The 14,720-nt window shown below is 70.1% G+C and carries 19 protein-coding genes; 6 read left to right on the forward strand and 13 right to left on the reverse strand.

Features of this window, described 5'->3' with window-relative positions:
• Nucleotides 1-2 precede the first annotated feature (2 nt).
• From EV670_RS02650 to EV670_RS02675, 6 genes are all read right to left on the reverse strand, one after another.
• Complete coding sequence (locus EV670_RS02650; RefSeq protein WP_130430257.1) at nt 3-437, reverse strand: type II toxin-antitoxin system VapC family toxin; 435 nt, start codon at nt 435-437, stop codon at nt 3-5.
• Nucleotides 438-442: 5 nt separating this feature from the next.
• Complete coding sequence (locus EV670_RS02655; RefSeq protein WP_165393213.1) at nt 443-667, reverse strand: type II toxin-antitoxin system Phd/YefM family antitoxin; 225 nt, start codon at nt 665-667, stop codon at nt 443-445.
• Between the two features lie 54 nt (nt 668-721).
• A protein-coding gene (gene prfB / locus EV670_RS02660) for a peptide chain release factor 2 (protein ID WP_130430259.1) occupies nt 722-1,826 on the reverse strand; the annotation gives its coding sequence in 2 pieces (ribosomal slippage) (nt 722-1,744 and nt 1,746-1,826; 1,104 coding nt in all).
• A 100-nt stretch (nt 1,827-1,926) separates the two neighbouring features.
• Nucleotides 1,927-2,364 (reverse strand): DUF3617 domain-containing protein, encoded by a 438-nt coding sequence (locus EV670_RS02665; protein WP_130430260.1) that lies wholly within the window; start codon nt 2,362-2,364, stop codon nt 1,927-1,929.
• A 72-nt stretch (nt 2,365-2,436) separates the two neighbouring features.
• Complete coding sequence (locus EV670_RS02670) at nt 2,437-3,354, reverse strand: alpha/beta fold hydrolase (protein ID WP_130430261.1); 918 nt, start codon at nt 3,352-3,354, stop codon at nt 2,437-2,439.
• Between the two features lie 59 nt (nt 3,355-3,413).
• Nucleotides 3,414-4,196, reverse strand: coding sequence for a 2OG-Fe dioxygenase family protein (locus EV670_RS02675; RefSeq protein ID WP_423213558.1), 783 nt, complete (start codon nt 4,194-4,196; stop codon nt 3,414-3,416).
• Between the two features lie 114 nt (nt 4,197-4,310).
• Between EV670_RS02675 and EV670_RS02680 the strand changes: the two genes are divergently transcribed.
• Nucleotides 4,311-6,032 (forward strand): acetate--CoA ligase, encoded by a 1,722-nt coding sequence (locus tag EV670_RS02680; RefSeq protein ID WP_130430262.1) that lies wholly within the window; start codon nt 4,311-4,313, stop codon nt 6,030-6,032.
• A gap of 18 nt (nt 6,033-6,050) precedes the next feature.
• Here the strand turns inward: EV670_RS02680 and EV670_RS02685 are convergent, their stop codons facing one another.
• The 3 genes from EV670_RS02685 to EV670_RS02695 form a co-directional block, all read right to left on the reverse strand.
• Nucleotides 6,051-6,881, reverse strand: coding sequence for a porin family protein (locus EV670_RS02685; RefSeq protein ID WP_165393214.1), 831 nt, complete (start codon nt 6,879-6,881; stop codon nt 6,051-6,053).
• A gap of 129 nt (nt 6,882-7,010) precedes the next feature.
• Nucleotides 7,011-7,604: a hypothetical protein gene (locus EV670_RS02690; RefSeq protein ID WP_130430264.1), complete on the reverse strand. Its 594-nt coding sequence runs from the start codon at nt 7,602-7,604 to the stop codon at nt 7,011-7,013.
• Nucleotides 7,601-8,440 carry an enoyl-CoA hydratase-related protein gene (locus tag EV670_RS02695; RefSeq protein WP_130430265.1) on the reverse strand — a complete coding sequence of 280 codons (840 nt, stop codon included), beginning with the start codon at nt 8,438-8,440 and terminating at the stop codon, nt 7,601-7,603. Before EV670_RS02695 ends, EV670_RS02690 begins: the two co-directional genes overlap by 4 nt.
• A gap of 46 nt (nt 8,441-8,486) precedes the next feature.
• Between EV670_RS02695 and EV670_RS02700 the strand changes: the two genes are divergently transcribed.
• The 5 genes from EV670_RS02700 to EV670_RS02720 all read left to right on the forward strand — a co-directional run bounded on the left by EV670_RS02700 (nt 8,487) and on the right by EV670_RS02720 (nt 10,885).
• Nucleotides 8,487-8,981 carry an aminoacyl-tRNA deacylase gene (locus tag EV670_RS02700; RefSeq protein ID WP_130430266.1) on the forward strand — a complete coding sequence of 165 codons (495 nt, stop codon included), beginning with the start codon at nt 8,487-8,489 and terminating at the stop codon, nt 8,979-8,981.
• Nucleotides 8,982-9,007: 26 nt separating this feature from the next.
• Nucleotides 9,008-9,673 carry a glycerol-3-phosphate 1-O-acyltransferase PlsY gene (gene plsY, locus EV670_RS02705; protein WP_130430267.1) on the forward strand — a complete coding sequence of 222 codons (666 nt, stop codon included), beginning with the start codon at nt 9,008-9,010 and terminating at the stop codon, nt 9,671-9,673.
• Between the two features lie 26 nt (nt 9,674-9,699).
• Nucleotides 9,700-10,056, forward strand: coding sequence for a RidA family protein (locus EV670_RS02710; protein WP_130430268.1), 357 nt, complete (start codon nt 9,700-9,702; stop codon nt 10,054-10,056).
• Between the two features lie 6 nt (nt 10,057-10,062).
• Nucleotides 10,063-10,476: a glutaredoxin family protein gene (locus tag EV670_RS02715; RefSeq protein ID WP_130430269.1), complete on the forward strand. Its 414-nt coding sequence runs from the start codon at nt 10,063-10,065 to the stop codon at nt 10,474-10,476.
• Nucleotides 10,477-10,576: 100 nt separating this feature from the next.
• On the forward strand, nt 10,577-10,885 hold the full coding sequence (locus EV670_RS02720) for a hypothetical protein (protein ID WP_130430270.1): 309 nt from the start codon (nt 10,577-10,579) through the stop codon (nt 10,883-10,885).
• 51 nt (nt 10,886-10,936) lie between these two features.
• Here the strand turns inward: EV670_RS02720 and EV670_RS02725 are convergent, their stop codons facing one another.
• The 4 genes from EV670_RS02725 to EV670_RS02740 all read right to left on the reverse strand — a co-directional run bounded on the left by EV670_RS02725 (nt 10,937) and on the right by EV670_RS02740 (nt 14,693).
• Nucleotides 10,937-11,575 (reverse strand): L-threonylcarbamoyladenylate synthase, encoded by a 639-nt coding sequence (locus EV670_RS02725; protein ID WP_130430271.1) that lies wholly within the window; start codon nt 11,573-11,575, stop codon nt 10,937-10,939.
• Between the two features lie 4 nt (nt 11,576-11,579).
• Nucleotides 11,580-12,560, reverse strand: a complete 981-nt coding sequence (locus EV670_RS02730; RefSeq protein ID WP_242616807.1) for a DMT family transporter — start codon at nt 12,558-12,560, stop codon at nt 11,580-11,582.
• Between the two features lie 29 nt (nt 12,561-12,589).
• Complete coding sequence (locus EV670_RS02735; RefSeq protein WP_130430272.1) at nt 12,590-13,471, reverse strand: 3',5'-nucleoside bisphosphate phosphatase; 882 nt, start codon at nt 13,469-13,471, stop codon at nt 12,590-12,592.
• Between the two features lie 70 nt (nt 13,472-13,541).
• Nucleotides 13,542-14,693: a PQQ-dependent sugar dehydrogenase gene (locus EV670_RS02740; protein WP_207224985.1), complete on the reverse strand. Its 1,152-nt coding sequence runs from the start codon at nt 14,691-14,693 to the stop codon at nt 13,542-13,544.
• Nucleotides 14,694-14,720: the final 27 nt, after the last annotated feature.

The following is a 14,720-nucleotide window of genomic DNA, read 5'->3' on the forward strand; positions in this document are numbered from 1 at the left end:
TCTCAGGTGTGAAATGGGTAGACGTCGAGGCCACGCGCTGCGGCAGCCCGGGCAAGTTGGCGATCACCGGTCGCCAAGCCGGAGCATTGATGGCTGATTGCGGAGGCCAGATGGAGCGCGTCAAGCGTCGCGAGTGCAACGCCGAGGTCCTGCATCAGGGCCGTGGCCAGCGAGAAGCTGTCGCTGTCGAATGGTTGCATGTTCCAGAGCGCCGCAGCGAGATCCTTGCCAAACTCCGTGCGCGCGCGGCGAGCGTGTCTTGCATCGATCAGTTGCTGGCGCTGCAGGCGCTGCAGCACCGATTCGAACTCGGTGGCGCCAAGCGGGTTGATCACGTAGTCGTCACCGCAAGTCGCGAGGAATCGGTCGAAAGCATCCGATGCAGGCTCTGCCAGGTAACGCTTGGCGAGCGCGCTGGTGTCGATGTAGACGCTCATTGGATCTAACGCCGATCGCGCTCCTCACGAATCAGCTGGTCGATGCCTTCGAGCATCGGCATCGTGGCGCGATGCTCACTGAGCGAGCGCAACCGGCGCTCGCGCGCGATCGGCAGGATGCGGGCGACCGGCTCGCCGTTGGACACCAGCACCAACTCCTGCTCCCTGGCCAGAGTTTCGCGCAACCGGGGCATCTCGGCTCGCAACTCGCGGACGTTGATGGTCTTCATCGAAGCGTTCCTGTTGTGCGTGTCACGCATTGTATCTTGCGTGACACGCCCGGATCAAACGCCCTGCTTCAGGCTCGCCGTGATGAAGGGGTCGAGGTCGCCGTCGAGCACCTTCTGCGTATTGCTGATCTCGACGTTGGTGCGCAGATCCTTGATGCGGCTCTGGTCGAGCACGTAGCTGCGGATCTGGTGGCCCCAGCCGACATCGGTCTTGCTGTCCTCGAGCTTCTGCTGCGCTTCCATCTGCTTGCGCATCTCGTGCTCGTAGAGGCGCGAGCGCAGCATCTGCCAGGCCTCGTCGCGGTTGCGGTGCTGCGAGCGGTCGTTCTGGCACTGCACGACGATGCCGGTCGGGATGTGCGTCAGCCGCACCGCCGAGTCGGTCTTGTTGATGTGCTGGCCGCCGGCGCCGCTGGCGCGATAGGTGTCGGTGCGCACGTCGGCCGGGTTGATCTCGATCTCGATGGTGTCGTCGACCTCGGGGTAGACGAAGACCGACGCGAACGAGGTGTGGCGGCCGCCGGCGCTGTCGAAAGGGCTCTTGCGCACCAGGCGATGGACGCCGGTCTCGGTGCGCAGCAGGCCGAAGGCGTACTCGCCCTCGATCTTGATCGTGGCGCTGCGAATGCCGGCGACGTCGCCCTCGCTCTCTTCCATCACCTCGGGCTTGAAGCCCTTGCGCTCGCAGTAGCGCAGGTACTGGCGCAGCAGCATGCTGGCCCAGTCGCAGGCCTCGGTGCCGCCGGCGCCGGCCTGGATGTCCATGAAGCAGTTGAGCGGGTCGGCCGGGTTGTTGAACATCCGGCGGAACTCGAGCGCCTCGATCTCGGTGGCGAGCGCGGCGGCGTCGGTCTCGATCGCGGCCAGCGAGTCGAGGTCTTCCTCGGCCTTGACCATCTCGTAGAGCTCGCTGTTGTCGGCCAGCGTGGCGCCGACGCGGTCAAGCACCTCGACCACGACCTCGAGCGACTTCTTCTCGCGGCCCAGCTCCTGCGCCTTCTTCGGCTCGTTCCAGACGGCCGGGTCCTCGAGTGCGGCGTTGACCTCGCTCAGCCGGCGTGCCTTCTGGTCGACGTCAAAGATACCTCCGGAGGTCCTGGGCGCGCTGGCTCAGGTCCGCGAGGGTGGCGCCGATGGTGTTGATGCGTTCGATGTCCATTCAGGGCTCCGGCTGTTCTGGGGCCGGGGCGCCACGGTGGCACCGCGCCGGCCAAACCGTGATTTTCGCATCCCGCGGCGCCACCGCCGCATGGGGCCCTTCAGTCGTCGTAGCCGGTGCAGTTCGGGCTGGCCCAGCGCGCCTTCATCTCCATGCGCATTTCGCTGGCCGGCTCGCCAACGACGCGCGAGCCCGCCGTCATCAGGTAGCTTTCGGGTGACTGGAACTGGATGTCGAATTCACCCTTGCGCTGCTGGCCGCCGTGGACGCAGACCTGGCTGCCGGCGATGCGGGCCGCGCTGCGCGTCGTGTACTGGTTCTTGCAGTTCTCATCCTTCTCGAAGGTGCGCATGCTGGCGAGATCTTCCTTGGTGATGCAGCTCTTGAGCTTGGTCACGCGCTGCGCCCCGCCGCCGGCGCTGATGGTCAGGGTCTGCTCCCAGCCACCGGGGCGAAGATTCGGGGCCTGGGCCAGCGCCGTCGGCGCCAGCGACAGCAGCAGCGCGGCCATGGCGATCCACGAGCTGTGCTTGTCCATGCGGTTCTCCTGCGCAGGATGGTGCCAGCAACCATAGGCGGCACGCCGTCACCGGGCAAGCGGCGCGGCGCTTCAGCGGTCGAGGAAGGCCTCGACCAGCGCCGCCACCCGCTGCGGCTGGTCGTGGTGCAGCATGTGGCCGCAGTCGGCCAGCGCATGGCGCTCGACCTGCGGCACGACCGCCAGCCGGGCGTCGAACTCGCTCTTGGTGTAGCGCTCGCCCCACCACTTGCCGATGTCGGTGGCCTCGCCCTCGATCCACAGCAGCGGGCATTCGATGCGGCGCCAGCAGGCCAGGATCTCCTCGACCCGGTACAGCACCGGGTTCGTGCGCTTGTGGGCCGGATCGCCCTGGATCTGCCAGCGTCCGCTGGCCACGTCGAGCCGCGCCCAGTGCGGTGCCAGCCAGGTCGCCTTGTCGGCGCTCAGGCGCGGGTTGTTCTTGCGCAGCCGCTGTGCCACCTCGTCGGCGCTGGCGTAGTCGCGCAGCGCCTGCGGCGTCTTGAGCTCGTCGAGCCACTGCGCGTAGCGCTTGGGCGCCATTTCGGGCGCCATCTGCGGCAGGCCGAAACCCTCTAGGTTGACCAGCCGCCGCACCCTTTGCGGTCGCACGCCGGCGTAGAGCATCACGATGTTGCCGCCCATGCTGTGGCCGACGAGGTCGATCGGCGCCTCGGGCGAGATCGCATCGACCAGCCCGTCGAGGTCGCCGAGGTAGTCGGCAAAGCTGTAGCCGTCGGTTGGCTGCGGGGCTTCGCTGCGGCCGAAGCCGCGCCAATCGGCCGCAATCACGTAGCGATCGGCGGCCAGCGCATCGACCACGAACTGGTACGAGGCGCCGACGTCCATCCAGCCGTGCATCAGCAGCAGCGCCGGCCGCTCGGGCGTGACCAGCGAGGCATCGCCCCAGACATGCGCGTGCAGGCGCAGCCCGCGGACCTCGAAGAAGCGGGATTGCGCCGCGCGGCGCGCAAGGTAGACGGGTTCCATGTGGGCTCGACTCTAGGTGCTGGCGCGCAGGCCCGGCGTCGCGGCAGGGACAGACTGGGTCAGGCCGGCGCCTGGAAGCCGTCGGCCCGGTAGGTCAGCACCAGCGTGTCGCGATGGCCGGGCCGGGTCTCGTCGAGCGGCACGATCGGCGTGCTCTCGTGGATCACGCGCGGATCGTCGAGCAGCAGCGCGCTCCAGGGCTGCTCCAGCGTGAAGCGCACGCCGCGCGGGCCTTCGGCCTCGAAGACGCGCGTCTCGCCGCCCTTGACGCCGTGGCGCCCGACCAGGATCACTGCGACGAAGTCGACGCCGTCGCGATGCGCGCCTTCGGGCGTCGGTCGGCCGACGCCGTCGCTGGTGTCGATGCGAAAGGGATGCGCCTCCACGTACCAGCGCCGCGGCGGGGTCGTGGCGACCTCGCCGAAGAGCCTGCCGATCGAGGTCACCAGGTCGCGCCAGGCCGGCTGCGCGGCCATCGCCGGCTCGATCGGGTCGAACCAGCGCTCCATGCCGCCATGCAGCGCGTTGTAGGTGGTCGGCTGCCAGTGGGCACGGTGCGGCATGGCCTCGAGCCGGCCGGCGTCGAGTTCGTGCAGGTAGCAGCCGTGGCGGCGCTTGCGGTAGCGGCCGCCGTCCTTCAGGTAGGCATCCGGTGCCAGCCGCTCCCAAAAGGGCGCGAGCGCGCCGTCGAGCTCTGCCGGCGCGTGCCCGCACAGCGCCGCCAGCGCCTGCGGACCGAGCACCGCAAAGCCCTGGCCGCGCAGCCGCATCGCGTGCGTGGCGGAGGGCGGCACGGCTTCGAAGTCGATGCGGTCGTAGCTGGCGGCGGCAAAGCTGGACATGGAAACAGGTGTCTGGAAACGACAAATTTCGGATGCCGAAGAGCTCGATCAGCCTAGCATGGCGAAACCGTAGACCGCGACCGCAGACACAGGAACACCGCGAGGAGACGAGGCATGGGCGCCGCATCGACCGACCACTACGCGCACCTGCACCGCAGCTTTCGCTGGCGCGTGCCGGCCAGCTTCAACTGGGCCGAGGCCTGCTGCGGCCGCTGGGCTCGCGACGCGCACAACGCGCTCAGCACCGCGGTCATCTACGAGCGCGAGGACGGCGGCGTCGGCACGCTGAGCTTCGGTGCGCTGCAGGCGCAGGCCAACCGGCTCTCGCACGCGCTCGAAGGGCTTGGCGTGCGGCGTGGCGACCGCGTCGCGATCGTGATGCCGCAACGGCCCGAGACCGCGGTCGCCCACATCGCGATCAGCCAGCTCGGCGCGGTGGCGATGCCGCTGTCGATGCTGTTCGGCCCCGAGGCGCTCGAGTACCGGCTGTGCGACAGCGGCGCCACGGTCGCCATCGTCGACGAGAGCGGCATCGAGGCGCTGCTCGCCGCCTGCGGCGCCTGTCCGGCGCTCGAGCATGTGATCGCGGTCGGTGCCGCCGCCGGTCGCGGCAGCGTCGACTGGGAGGCCGCGCTGGCGCGCGAGCACGCGGTCTTCGACGCGCTGAGCACGCGCGCCGACGACCCGGCGGTGCTGATCTACACCAGCGGCACCACCGGCCCGCCCAAGGGCGCGCTGATTCCGCAGCGGGCGCTGATGGGCAACCTGCCTGGATTCGTCTGCTCGCAGAACTGGTTCCCGCAGGCCGACAGCGTGTTCTGGTCGCCCGCCGACTGGGCCTGGACCGGCGGCCTGATGGACGCGCTGCTGCCGAGCCTGTACTTCGGCCGCCCGGTGCTGGCCGCCGAGGGTCGCTTCGGGCCCGAGAAGGCCTTTGCGCTGATGGCGCGCCATCGGGTCACCCACAGCTTCCTGTTCCCGACCGCGCTGAAGGCGATGATGAAGGCGGTGCCGCGGCCCTCGCTGCGCTTCGACCTGCACCTGCGCGGCGTGATGAGCGCCGGCGAGGCGGTCGGCGACGCGGTCTTCGCCTATGGCCGCGAGCAGCTCGGCCTGGCGATCAACGAGATGTTCGGCCAGACCGAGATCAACTACATCGTCGGCAACTGCGGGCGCTGGGTCGACATCAACGGCGGAGGCCACAGCGGCTGGCCGGCGCAACCGGGCAGCATGGGTCGCGCCTATCCCGGCCACCGCATTGCGGTGGTCGACGACGAGGGCCGCGAGCTGCCACCCGGCAGCGCCGGCGACGTCGCGCTGCACCGGCGCGACGTGCATGGCGACCTCGACCCGATCTTCTTCCTCGGCTACTGGAAGCGCGAGGACGCAACGCGCGCCAAGTTCACCGGCGACCCCGCCAACTCCTGGTGCCGCACCGGCGACACCGCGGTCATGGACGAGCGCGGCTACCTCTGGTACCAGGGCCGCAGCGACGACGTGTTCAAGGCCGCCGGTTACCGCATCGGGCCGAGCGAGATCGAGAACTGCCTGGTCAAGCATGCCGCGGTGGCCAACGCGGCGGTGGTGCCCAAGCCCGACCGCGAGCGCGGCGCGGTGGTCAAGGCCTACGTGGTGCTGGCACCCGGCCACGCCGCCAGCGCGCAGCTCGTCGACGAGCTGCAGCGCCATGTGCGCGGCCGCCTTGCGCCCTACGAGTACCCCAAGGAGATCGAGTTCATCGACGCGCTGCCGATGACCACCACCGGCAAGGTGCAGCGGCGGGTGCTGCGGCTGCAGGAGGAGGAGCGGGCGCGAGGGGCCGGCGCGGCGGGTTGAGCCGCGCCGGCGACTCCGTCAGAAGGCCGCTTCGAGGAAGACGAACGGCCCGTTGAACTTGTACTTGAGCTGGCCGTTCCAGTCCGACTTCGTCACGTCGAGCCGGTAGTCGACGTAGCGATAGCCCAAGCCTGCGCCGAAGTGCTGGCTGAAGCGCCAGTCGAGCGTGGCTTCGAAATTGAGCAACTTGCCGTCGTAGTCCTGGTACTTGAGGCTCAGGTAGTCGGCGCGGGCGCGGACGCCGAAGGCCGGCGAGAAGGCGTAGCTGCCGTAGAGGCCGAGCGTCGGCAATGGCGCGAGCGCATCCTTGGCTTCGCGATCGAAGGCAATGCCGACGTTGCTGGTACCTTCGAGCGAGACCATGAAGTCGGTGATGTGCAGGCCAAGCGAGACCCCGAGCTCGGCGTCCTGCGACTTCAGGAACGAGTAGCCGGCGGTGAGGCGGTAGATTGACGAATCGAACTCGCTGTGCAGCTGGGCCGCGATGTCGAAGACCGTGTCGTCCCAGACGATCTGGCGCCCGAGCGTCTTGGTGGCGCTGCGCTCGAGCGAGTAGTACTCGAATTCGAGGCGCCAGTTGTCGAAGAAGCGCATGCCCAGCAGCACTGCAGGCAGGGCCTTGCGGTCGGACAGCCCGAGATCGCTCTCGAAGCTGAACTCGGTGCCGGGCTGGCCCGTGGCCAGCACGTCGGCGCGGGCGGTCGATTCGATGCTCGGCCAGTAGCCCTGCAGCTGCGCCCAGTAGCGGTCGGTCGGTCGTTCGGCCCAGGCGCAGGTCCCGGACAGCAGCAATGCAGCCGCGACCGCATGGACCTTGAACAGGGAGTGGCGCATCTGCTTCGTGCTCATGGTGGCCGATCGAGTGGAGCTGGCGACGCTCAAAGCTTCCCGTGGCGGCCAGTCGAAGTCAATCGGGACTGCACGTCGCCGAGTGCGCATGCAACGCTCGTCCACCCATCACGATGGCTGGCTGGCTGGCTAGCGCGCGCACCTGCCGGCCAGTTCGGCGGCGGCCCAGAACGGCAGGCTGAGCAGGCCCATGCCGCCGCCGACGTACTCGCCCTTGGCGCAGTCGCCGTGGGCGGCCTTGTCGACGCCCTCGCGCAGCGTCGCGTTGGCATCGCGCGGTGCATTGCCGAGCGCGTCGTCGCTGCGCTGCGCCAGGCCAGGGTTGCGCGCCGACTCCCGGATCGCGCGCCGGGTCGCCGCGCCGTCGAGCAGCGGCGGTTCGGAGGATGGTTCGTCGGCGGCGATCGCACGCGGGGCTTCGGCCGGCGCCGCCCGCGGTGCCTCGGTCGGCGGCGCGATGGCGGTCGTCGCTGTCGTCTGCGACCGAGGGGCCGGCGGGCGCGAGCGCTCGATCGCTGGCCTTTCCTGGGGCGATGCCGGTATCGCCGACGCGGTCGGCCTCGGTGCCATCAGGCTCAGGCGCACCGCGCGCGCCGCACCACCCGGCGCCGGCGGCGCGACCAGTCGCCACAGCAGCATCAGCGCGGCGGCATGCAGCAGCAGCACCGTCGGCGCGACCCAGCGCGCGCGGCCAGGGCCGAGGCCCGGCGGCGGGCTTCTCATGCGTCGTCGTCGGCCCGCAATGGCTCGAAGCTCGGCACCTGCTTGCGCTGCCAGCCCTCGATCGCGCGCGCCATCTCCGGCGGATCGAAGACCGCGCTCTGCAGCCAGCTCATGTGGGTCAGCGACTCGGCCACGCCGTGGTCGCGCGCATGGTTCAGCGAGAGCTTGCTGGCGGCCAGCGCCAGCGGCGATCGCGTGGCGATGGTGGTGGCGAGCTTCAGCGCATGCGCCTGCAGCGCGTCGAAGTCGGGCAGCACCGCGTTGACCAGGCCGCAGCCCAGCGCACGCTGGGCGTCGAGCCGGTCGCCGGTGTAGGCCAGCTCGCGCGCCAGGCCCTCGGGGATCAGCTTGCCAAGCCGTTGCAGCACGCCGAGGTCGGCCGCCATGCCGATGTGGATCTCCTGCACCGCGAAGAAGGCATCGGCGCTGGCGACGCGGATGTCGCAGGCCGCGGCCAGGTCGAGCGCGCCGCCGACGCAGGCGCCGTGTACCGCGCAGATCACCGGAAAGCGCGCCTGGTCGAGCACGTCGAAGCAGCGCATCAGTTCGCGCAGCGAGCGCTGAAAGTGCAGGCGCTCGCGCGGCGTGGCGCAGATAGAGATGCCCTCGCCACCGAAGACGTCGAGCGCCATGCCGGCGCTGAAGTGCTTGCCGCTGGAAGCGACGACGAGCACGCGCGTGCCGCCGGCGGCGTCGAGCGCGAGTACCGCGTCGCGCAAGGCCGTGAAGAAGGCCGGCGCCATCGTGTTCATGCGCTCGGGACGATTGAGCCGGAGCTGCGCGATGCCGCTGACGGTGTCGAGCTCGAGCGTGAAGAAGTCGTTGCTGCGGTTCATGGCGATGGCCTCCTGTGGCCCAGTGTATTTGGCACACTGAGTGCCCATGGCACGCAAGGAAACCCATGTCAGCGAGACCCCGGCAACCGCGATGCTGCGGCGCGCCGGCGTGGTCTTCAGCGAGCATCCCTACGACTACGTGGATCGCGGCGGCACCGAGGAGTCGGCACGCCAGCTCGGCGTGCCCGAGCACGCGGTGATCAAGACGCTGGTGATGCAGGACGAGTCGGCGCGCCCGCTGATCGTGCTGATGCACGGCGACGCCCAAGTCAGCACCAAGAACCTGGCGCGCGAGATCGGCCGCAAGAAGGTCGAACCCTGCGCGCCCGAGGTGGCGCAGCGCCACAGCGGCTACCAGGTCGGCGGCACCTCGCCCTTCGGCCTGCGCAAGCCCATGCCGGTCTTCGTCGAGGCCGGCGTGCTGGCGCTCGACAAGATCTACATCAACGGTGGCCGGCGCGGCTACCTCGTGGGTATCGAGCCGGCGGTGCTCGTGGCGTTGCTGCAGGCACAGCCGGTGCATTGCGCGCTTGCGGACTAGGTCATCGGCAGCTGCACAATCCCGGCATGCCAATCCTCGCGCCCCTGCTGGCCACCCTGGTGGCCTACCTGATCGGTTCGCTGTCCTTTGCCGTCATCGTCAGCCGCGGTTTCGGCCTGGCCGACCCGCGCAGCTACGGCTCCGGCAATCCGGGCGCCACCAACGTGCTGCGCTCGGGCAACAAGGCGGCGGCGCTGCTGACCCTGGCCTTCGACGCGCTCAAGGGCTACCTGCCGGTGATGGCGGTGCTGCTGTGGGGTGAGCGCTTCGGCCTCGGCGAGGGCACCGCGGCACTGGTCGGTCTGGCCGCCTTCGTCGGCCATCTGTGGCCGGTGTTCTTTCGCTTCCAGGGCGGCAAGGGCGTGGCCACCGCGGCCGGCGTGATCTTCGGCCTGAACCCGTGGCTCGGCCTGGCGACGCTGGCCAGCTTCGTGATCATCGTCTTCTTCTTCCGCTATGTGTCGCTGGCATCGATCGTGGCGGCCGCGTTTGCACCTTTCTACGAGTTGCTGATCTGGGGCCCCAGCGCCGCCGGTTTCGCGATCGGCGCGATGGGCCTGCTGCTGATCTGGCGCCACGGCGCCAACATCCGCAAGCTCATGAACGGCACCGAGAGCAAGCTCGGGCAGAAGGCGGCAGCCGGCACGGGCGACGGGCACCACAAGGCGCCGGGCAAGCCGCACCACCGTTGATGATCGAACCCAGGAACAAGGACACCATGAGCCAACAACCGATCCAGCGCTTCGACGTCGGCGCGCGCCTTTCCGAGATGTCGGTCTACAACGGCGTGGCCTACCTTGCCGGCCAGGTGCCTGCCGACGCCTCGCTCGACATGCGCGACCAGACCCGCCAGGTGCTGGCCGCGATCGACGCGCTGCTGGCCCGTGCAGGCACCGACAAGAGCCGCCTGCTGATGGTGCAGATCTTCATCACCGATGTCGCCGACTTCCCGGCGCTCAACGAGGTCTGGGACGCCTGGGTCGTGCCCGGCCACACGCCGCCGCGGGCGACGGTGGAAGCGCAACTGGCGCGACCGGGCTGGAAGATCGAGATCGTGGCGACCGCCGCCGTCTGATCCCGCATGAACGCGCCGGTGCCACCGACGCGGCGCAGGTCGCTACTGTCGCTGGGGCTGGTGATTGCGCTGGCCGTCGGCGCCACCGCGCTGTGGCAGCGCCATCGCAACGCCACGCTCGGTGCCGAGATCGCCGGCCTCGCACGGCCGGGTGACCTGGCGCTGTACTCCGCCACCTGGTGCGGCTGGTGCACGCGCGCCAAGCGCATGCTCGACGCCGGCGGCGTGCACTACACGGTCTGCGAGATCGACCTCGACGCCGACTGCAAGGCGCGCTTCGACGCCATTGCGCACAAGCTGGGCCGCAGCGCGACGCCGATCGTTGTCGTGCGGGGCGAGCCGCAGTTGGGATTCGATGCCGCGCGCGTGCTCGATCGCCTGCGCGGGACCGAAGGCGGAGCAGGCGACAAGCACAGCTGATCGTTGTCACGCGCCGCGCCGCATACATCCGCGGACGGAAGCGCCATTTGCCGTTGCTGCCTAGATTGGGTCATCGATGTCCCAATCTCAGGAGCACAGCATGGACTCTCCAGATGCCAGAGCGCAGGGCGACACACGTCGCCGGACTTCATCGACTCGTGACTGGTGGCTGTGGGCCGCGTTGCCCGCGATTGCCGCGCTGGCCGGCCTGTGGTGGCTGGCGACGCCGGCGCCCGCTCCGTTGCTGAACCTGCAGACGAGCGAGCTGTCGCAGGCCGCGCTGCTGCGCGCGCAACCCGGGCCGACCGGCCCGCCGGCCGGCCGCGCGCCGGCCGTCACGGACGTGACCGGCCATGACGAAGAAGCGGCCAGCACCGTGGCCGCGTCGGTGGCGGCCTACGATCGCTGAGACCCGCGTCGATCGCGCGTCGGCTCCTGGCTGCGTTCTCGCCGCCCAGGCTCAGGCCGGCAGCGCCAACCCCACCGCCGCCGGGTCACCGCGACCCAGGCGCACCAGCACCGGCGCCTCGCCGTCGCTGAGATCGATCACGGTGGTCGGCTGCATCGGGCAGGCACCGGCGTCGACGACCGCGCGCAATTGCTTGCCGAAGCGCTCGACGATCTCGGCACAGTCGTTGAGCGGTTCGCTCGCGCCGGGCGGGATCAGCGTGGTCGCCAGCAACGGCGCGCCAAAGACCTCGAGCAGCGCCTGCGTCACCTTGTGATCCGGCACGCGCAGGCCGATCGTGCGGCGCGAGGGATGGCTCACGCGGCGCGGCACTTCCTTGGTCGCCTCGAGGATGAAGGTGAAGGGCCCGGGCGTGGCCAGCTTCAGCAGCCGGTACTGGCGGTTGTCGACGCGCGCGTAGCTGGCCAGTTCGCTCAGGTCGCGGCACAGCAGCGTCAGGTGGTGCTTGTCGTCGACATCGCGGAGGCGGCGCAGCGCCTCGGCCGCCGCCTTGTCGTCGAGCCGGCAGACCAGCGCATAGCTCGAGTCGGTCGGGATCGCGGCGACGCCGCCGGCCTGCAGGATGTTCGCGGCCTGCTTGAGGAAGCGCGGTTGCGGGTTGTCGGGATGGATCTCGAAATGGATGGTCATCCCGTCATTCTTCCGCAACGCTGTTGGCGTTGAGACTGCGGGCAGCTACCGATGCCTCGCGAAAACTCAGCGCCACCGCCGCCGCCCCGCAGGCCGCCACCACGCCCATGCCGACGAAGGCCCAGAAGTCCGGCACATGGCCGAAGGCCAGCCAGCCGGTGAAGCTGGCGAAGCCGATCTGGGCGTAGGTGAAGGGCATCAGCAAGGCCATCGGCGCCCGTGCCACGGCGAGGATGAAGAACAGGTGGCCCGCGGTGCCCATCACGCCGGCCAGCAGCACGATCGCCCAGCCGCGCGTGTCGAGCGCGGCCAGCGGCGCAAGCAGCGGCGTGCTGCCGAACAGCCCGACCAGCAGCATCACCAGGGAGGCGATCAGGGCGCCGATCGCGCCGGTGTAGAAGTGCGTGGTCAGCGGATGTTCGAGGCCCGACATGCGCCGCGTCAGCAACTGGTAGCAGGCATAGACCGAGGCCATCGCCAGCGGCAGTAGCGCGACCCAGCCGAACAGGCCCGAGCCGGGCCGCACCACGATCAGCGCGCCGCAGAAGCCGCCGCCGATCAGCAGCAGGCGCAGGCGCGAGACCTTCTCGTGCAGGAAGACGGCGGCCAGCACCGTCGTCAGCACCGGCGTCAGCATGCCGACCGCGGTGAACTCGGCCACCGGCATGAACTGGATGCCGAAGAACAGCAGGGCGCTGGTCACCAGCAGCAGCGCGCCGCGCAGCAACTGGAAGCGCGGATGACGGGTGCGGAACAGGTTGCCGCGGCCGCTGAGCCAATGCACGCTGAGCCAGAGCGCCATCGCCAGGCCCTGGAAGCTGTAGCGAACCCACAGCACCACCAGCACCGGCAGCGACAGGCTCAGGAACTTGGCGCTGGTGTCGAGCGTGGCGAAGCACATGCCCATCAGCAGGATGAGCAGCACGCCGAGCAGCGGATGCTGCTGCGTGCTCGCCCTCGGGTCCGCCGCCGCGGCCGCGGCCACGGAAGCAGGACCTGGCGTCGACGAAACGCTCACGAAGACGCCGTGGCGGCGTCCAGGGGTGCGATCACGCGATCGGCCAGCGCCTCCCACACCGGCGCCAGCGTGCCGGGCAGCCAGGGCAGGGCGCCAAGATCGGTGCGGCTTTCGCCGGGGGCGTGGAAGTCGGAGCCGCGCGAGGCGAGCAGGCCGAGTTCCTGCGCCAGGTCGGCGTACTTGAGGTACTCGGCCGCGCTGTGGCTGCCGGTGACGACCTCGACCCCGCGCCCGCCGTGGGCCACGAACTCGGTGAAGAGCGCGTACTCCTCGGTCGGCGTGAACTTGTAGCGGCCAGGGTGCGCCACCACCGCGATGCCGCCGGCCTCGCTGATCCAGCGCACCGCGTCACCCAGCTTGGCCCAGCGGTGCGGCACGTAGCCCGGCTTGCCTTCGACCAGGAAGCGGCGGAACACCTCGTAGGTGTCATTGCAGACGCCGGTCTCGACCAGATGGCGCGCAAAGTGGGTGCGCGAGATCAGCTCGGGGTTGCCGACGTACCTGAGCGCGCCCTCGAAGGCATCCTTGACGCCGACCACGGCGAGGCCGGCCGCCATCTCGCGCGCCCGCGCCTCGCGGCCGCCGCGGGTCGCGGCCAGGCCCTGCTTCAACTGCGGGTCGTCGGCATCGAAGCCGAGGCCGACGATGTGCACCGTCTCGCCGGCAAAGGTGATCGAGATCTCGGTGCCGGTGAGATAGGGCAGGCCGAGCGCCGAGGCCGCGGCCATTGCGCGCCGCTGGCCGCCCACCTCGTCGTGGTCGGTCAGGGCCCACAACTCGACGCCGTTGGCGCTGGCTCGCGCGGCCAGTTGCTCCGGGCTCAGCGTGCCGTCGGAGACATTGGAGTGACAGTGCAGGTCGGCGTTGAGGATGGCCACCGGGCCATTGTAGGAACGAGCCCCGGTCGGCGCTGTCGCCGCCGTTCTTGACCGTGCCGGTGATCGGGGCTCAGTCGAGCCGATCGACCCGCAGCACGCGGCCGTCGTTGCCGTCGTCGGTGAGCAGCAGCAGGTGGCCGTCGGGCGCCTGGCGCACGTCGCGCACGCGGGCGCCGACGGGATAGCGCGTCTCGCGCAGCACGCGGCGGCCGTCGAGGTCGAGCCGCACCAGCGCCTGCGCCTTCAACGCACCAATGAACACGCTGGCGTTGGCCCCGGTCGGCGGCGCGCCGTAGCGCTTGCCGGCGAGGAAGGCCATGCCGCTCGGGGCGATCGACGGCACCCAGGTCTGGACCGCGGGCTCGATGTCGGCGCGCGTGCTGCCCTCGCCGATCTTGAGCCCGGTCACGTACTGGCGGCCCCAGGTGATGAGGGGCCAGCCATAGTTGCGGCCGGCGAGATCGACGTTGAGTTCGTCGCCGCCCTGCGGGCCGTGCTCATGCGTCCACAACTCGCCCGTGACCGGGTGCAGCGCCGCGCCCTGCACGTTGCGGTGGCCGAAGCTCCACAGCTCGGGCTGTGCGCCGGCCTTGCCGACGAAGGGGTTGCCGTCGGGCACGCCGCCATCCGGACTGATGCGCAGCACCTTGCCGTGGTCGTTGTCGAGCAGTTGCGCGTCTTCGCTGCGGACGAAGCGATCGCCGAGCGTGACGAACAGCCGGCCTTCGCGGTCGAAGACCAGGCGGCAGCCGAAGTGGGCGCCGGAATCGAACTTGGGGCGCTGGCGGAAGATCACGCGCACCTCGTTCAGCGCGAGGCCCGCGACATCGAGCCGGCCGCGCGCGACGGCGGTGCTGTTGGCGCCGCCGCCATCGGCCGCGGCCTCGGCGTAGCTCCAGAACACGAGGCCGCTGCTGGCGAAGTCGGGCGCCAGCACCACGTCGAGCAGGCCGCCTTGGCCGCGCACCACGACGGGCGGCAGGCCGCGCAGTGGCGCCGACAGCGTGCCGTCGGCGGCGACGATGCGCATCCGCCCCGGTCGCTCGGTGACCAGCAACCGACCCTCGGGCAGCACGGCGACCGCCCATGGATTGGCCAGGCCGCGCGCCAGCGGCGTGGTGACGATGCGGCCCTCGGCGGTGGCCGCGGCCATGTTCTGCGCGCCCGCGGGACGGGCCAGCAGGGCGGGGGTGGCGAGGAGGAGATGACGGCGCTGGATCATGGGCGCGACTCTAGCGCCAGCCATCGC

It is taken from the genome of Rivibacter subsaxonicus, assembly GCF_004217215.1.
In the GTDB taxonomy this organism is placed as follows: Bacteria; Pseudomonadota; Gammaproteobacteria; order Burkholderiales; family Burkholderiaceae_C; genus Rivibacter; species Rivibacter subsaxonicus.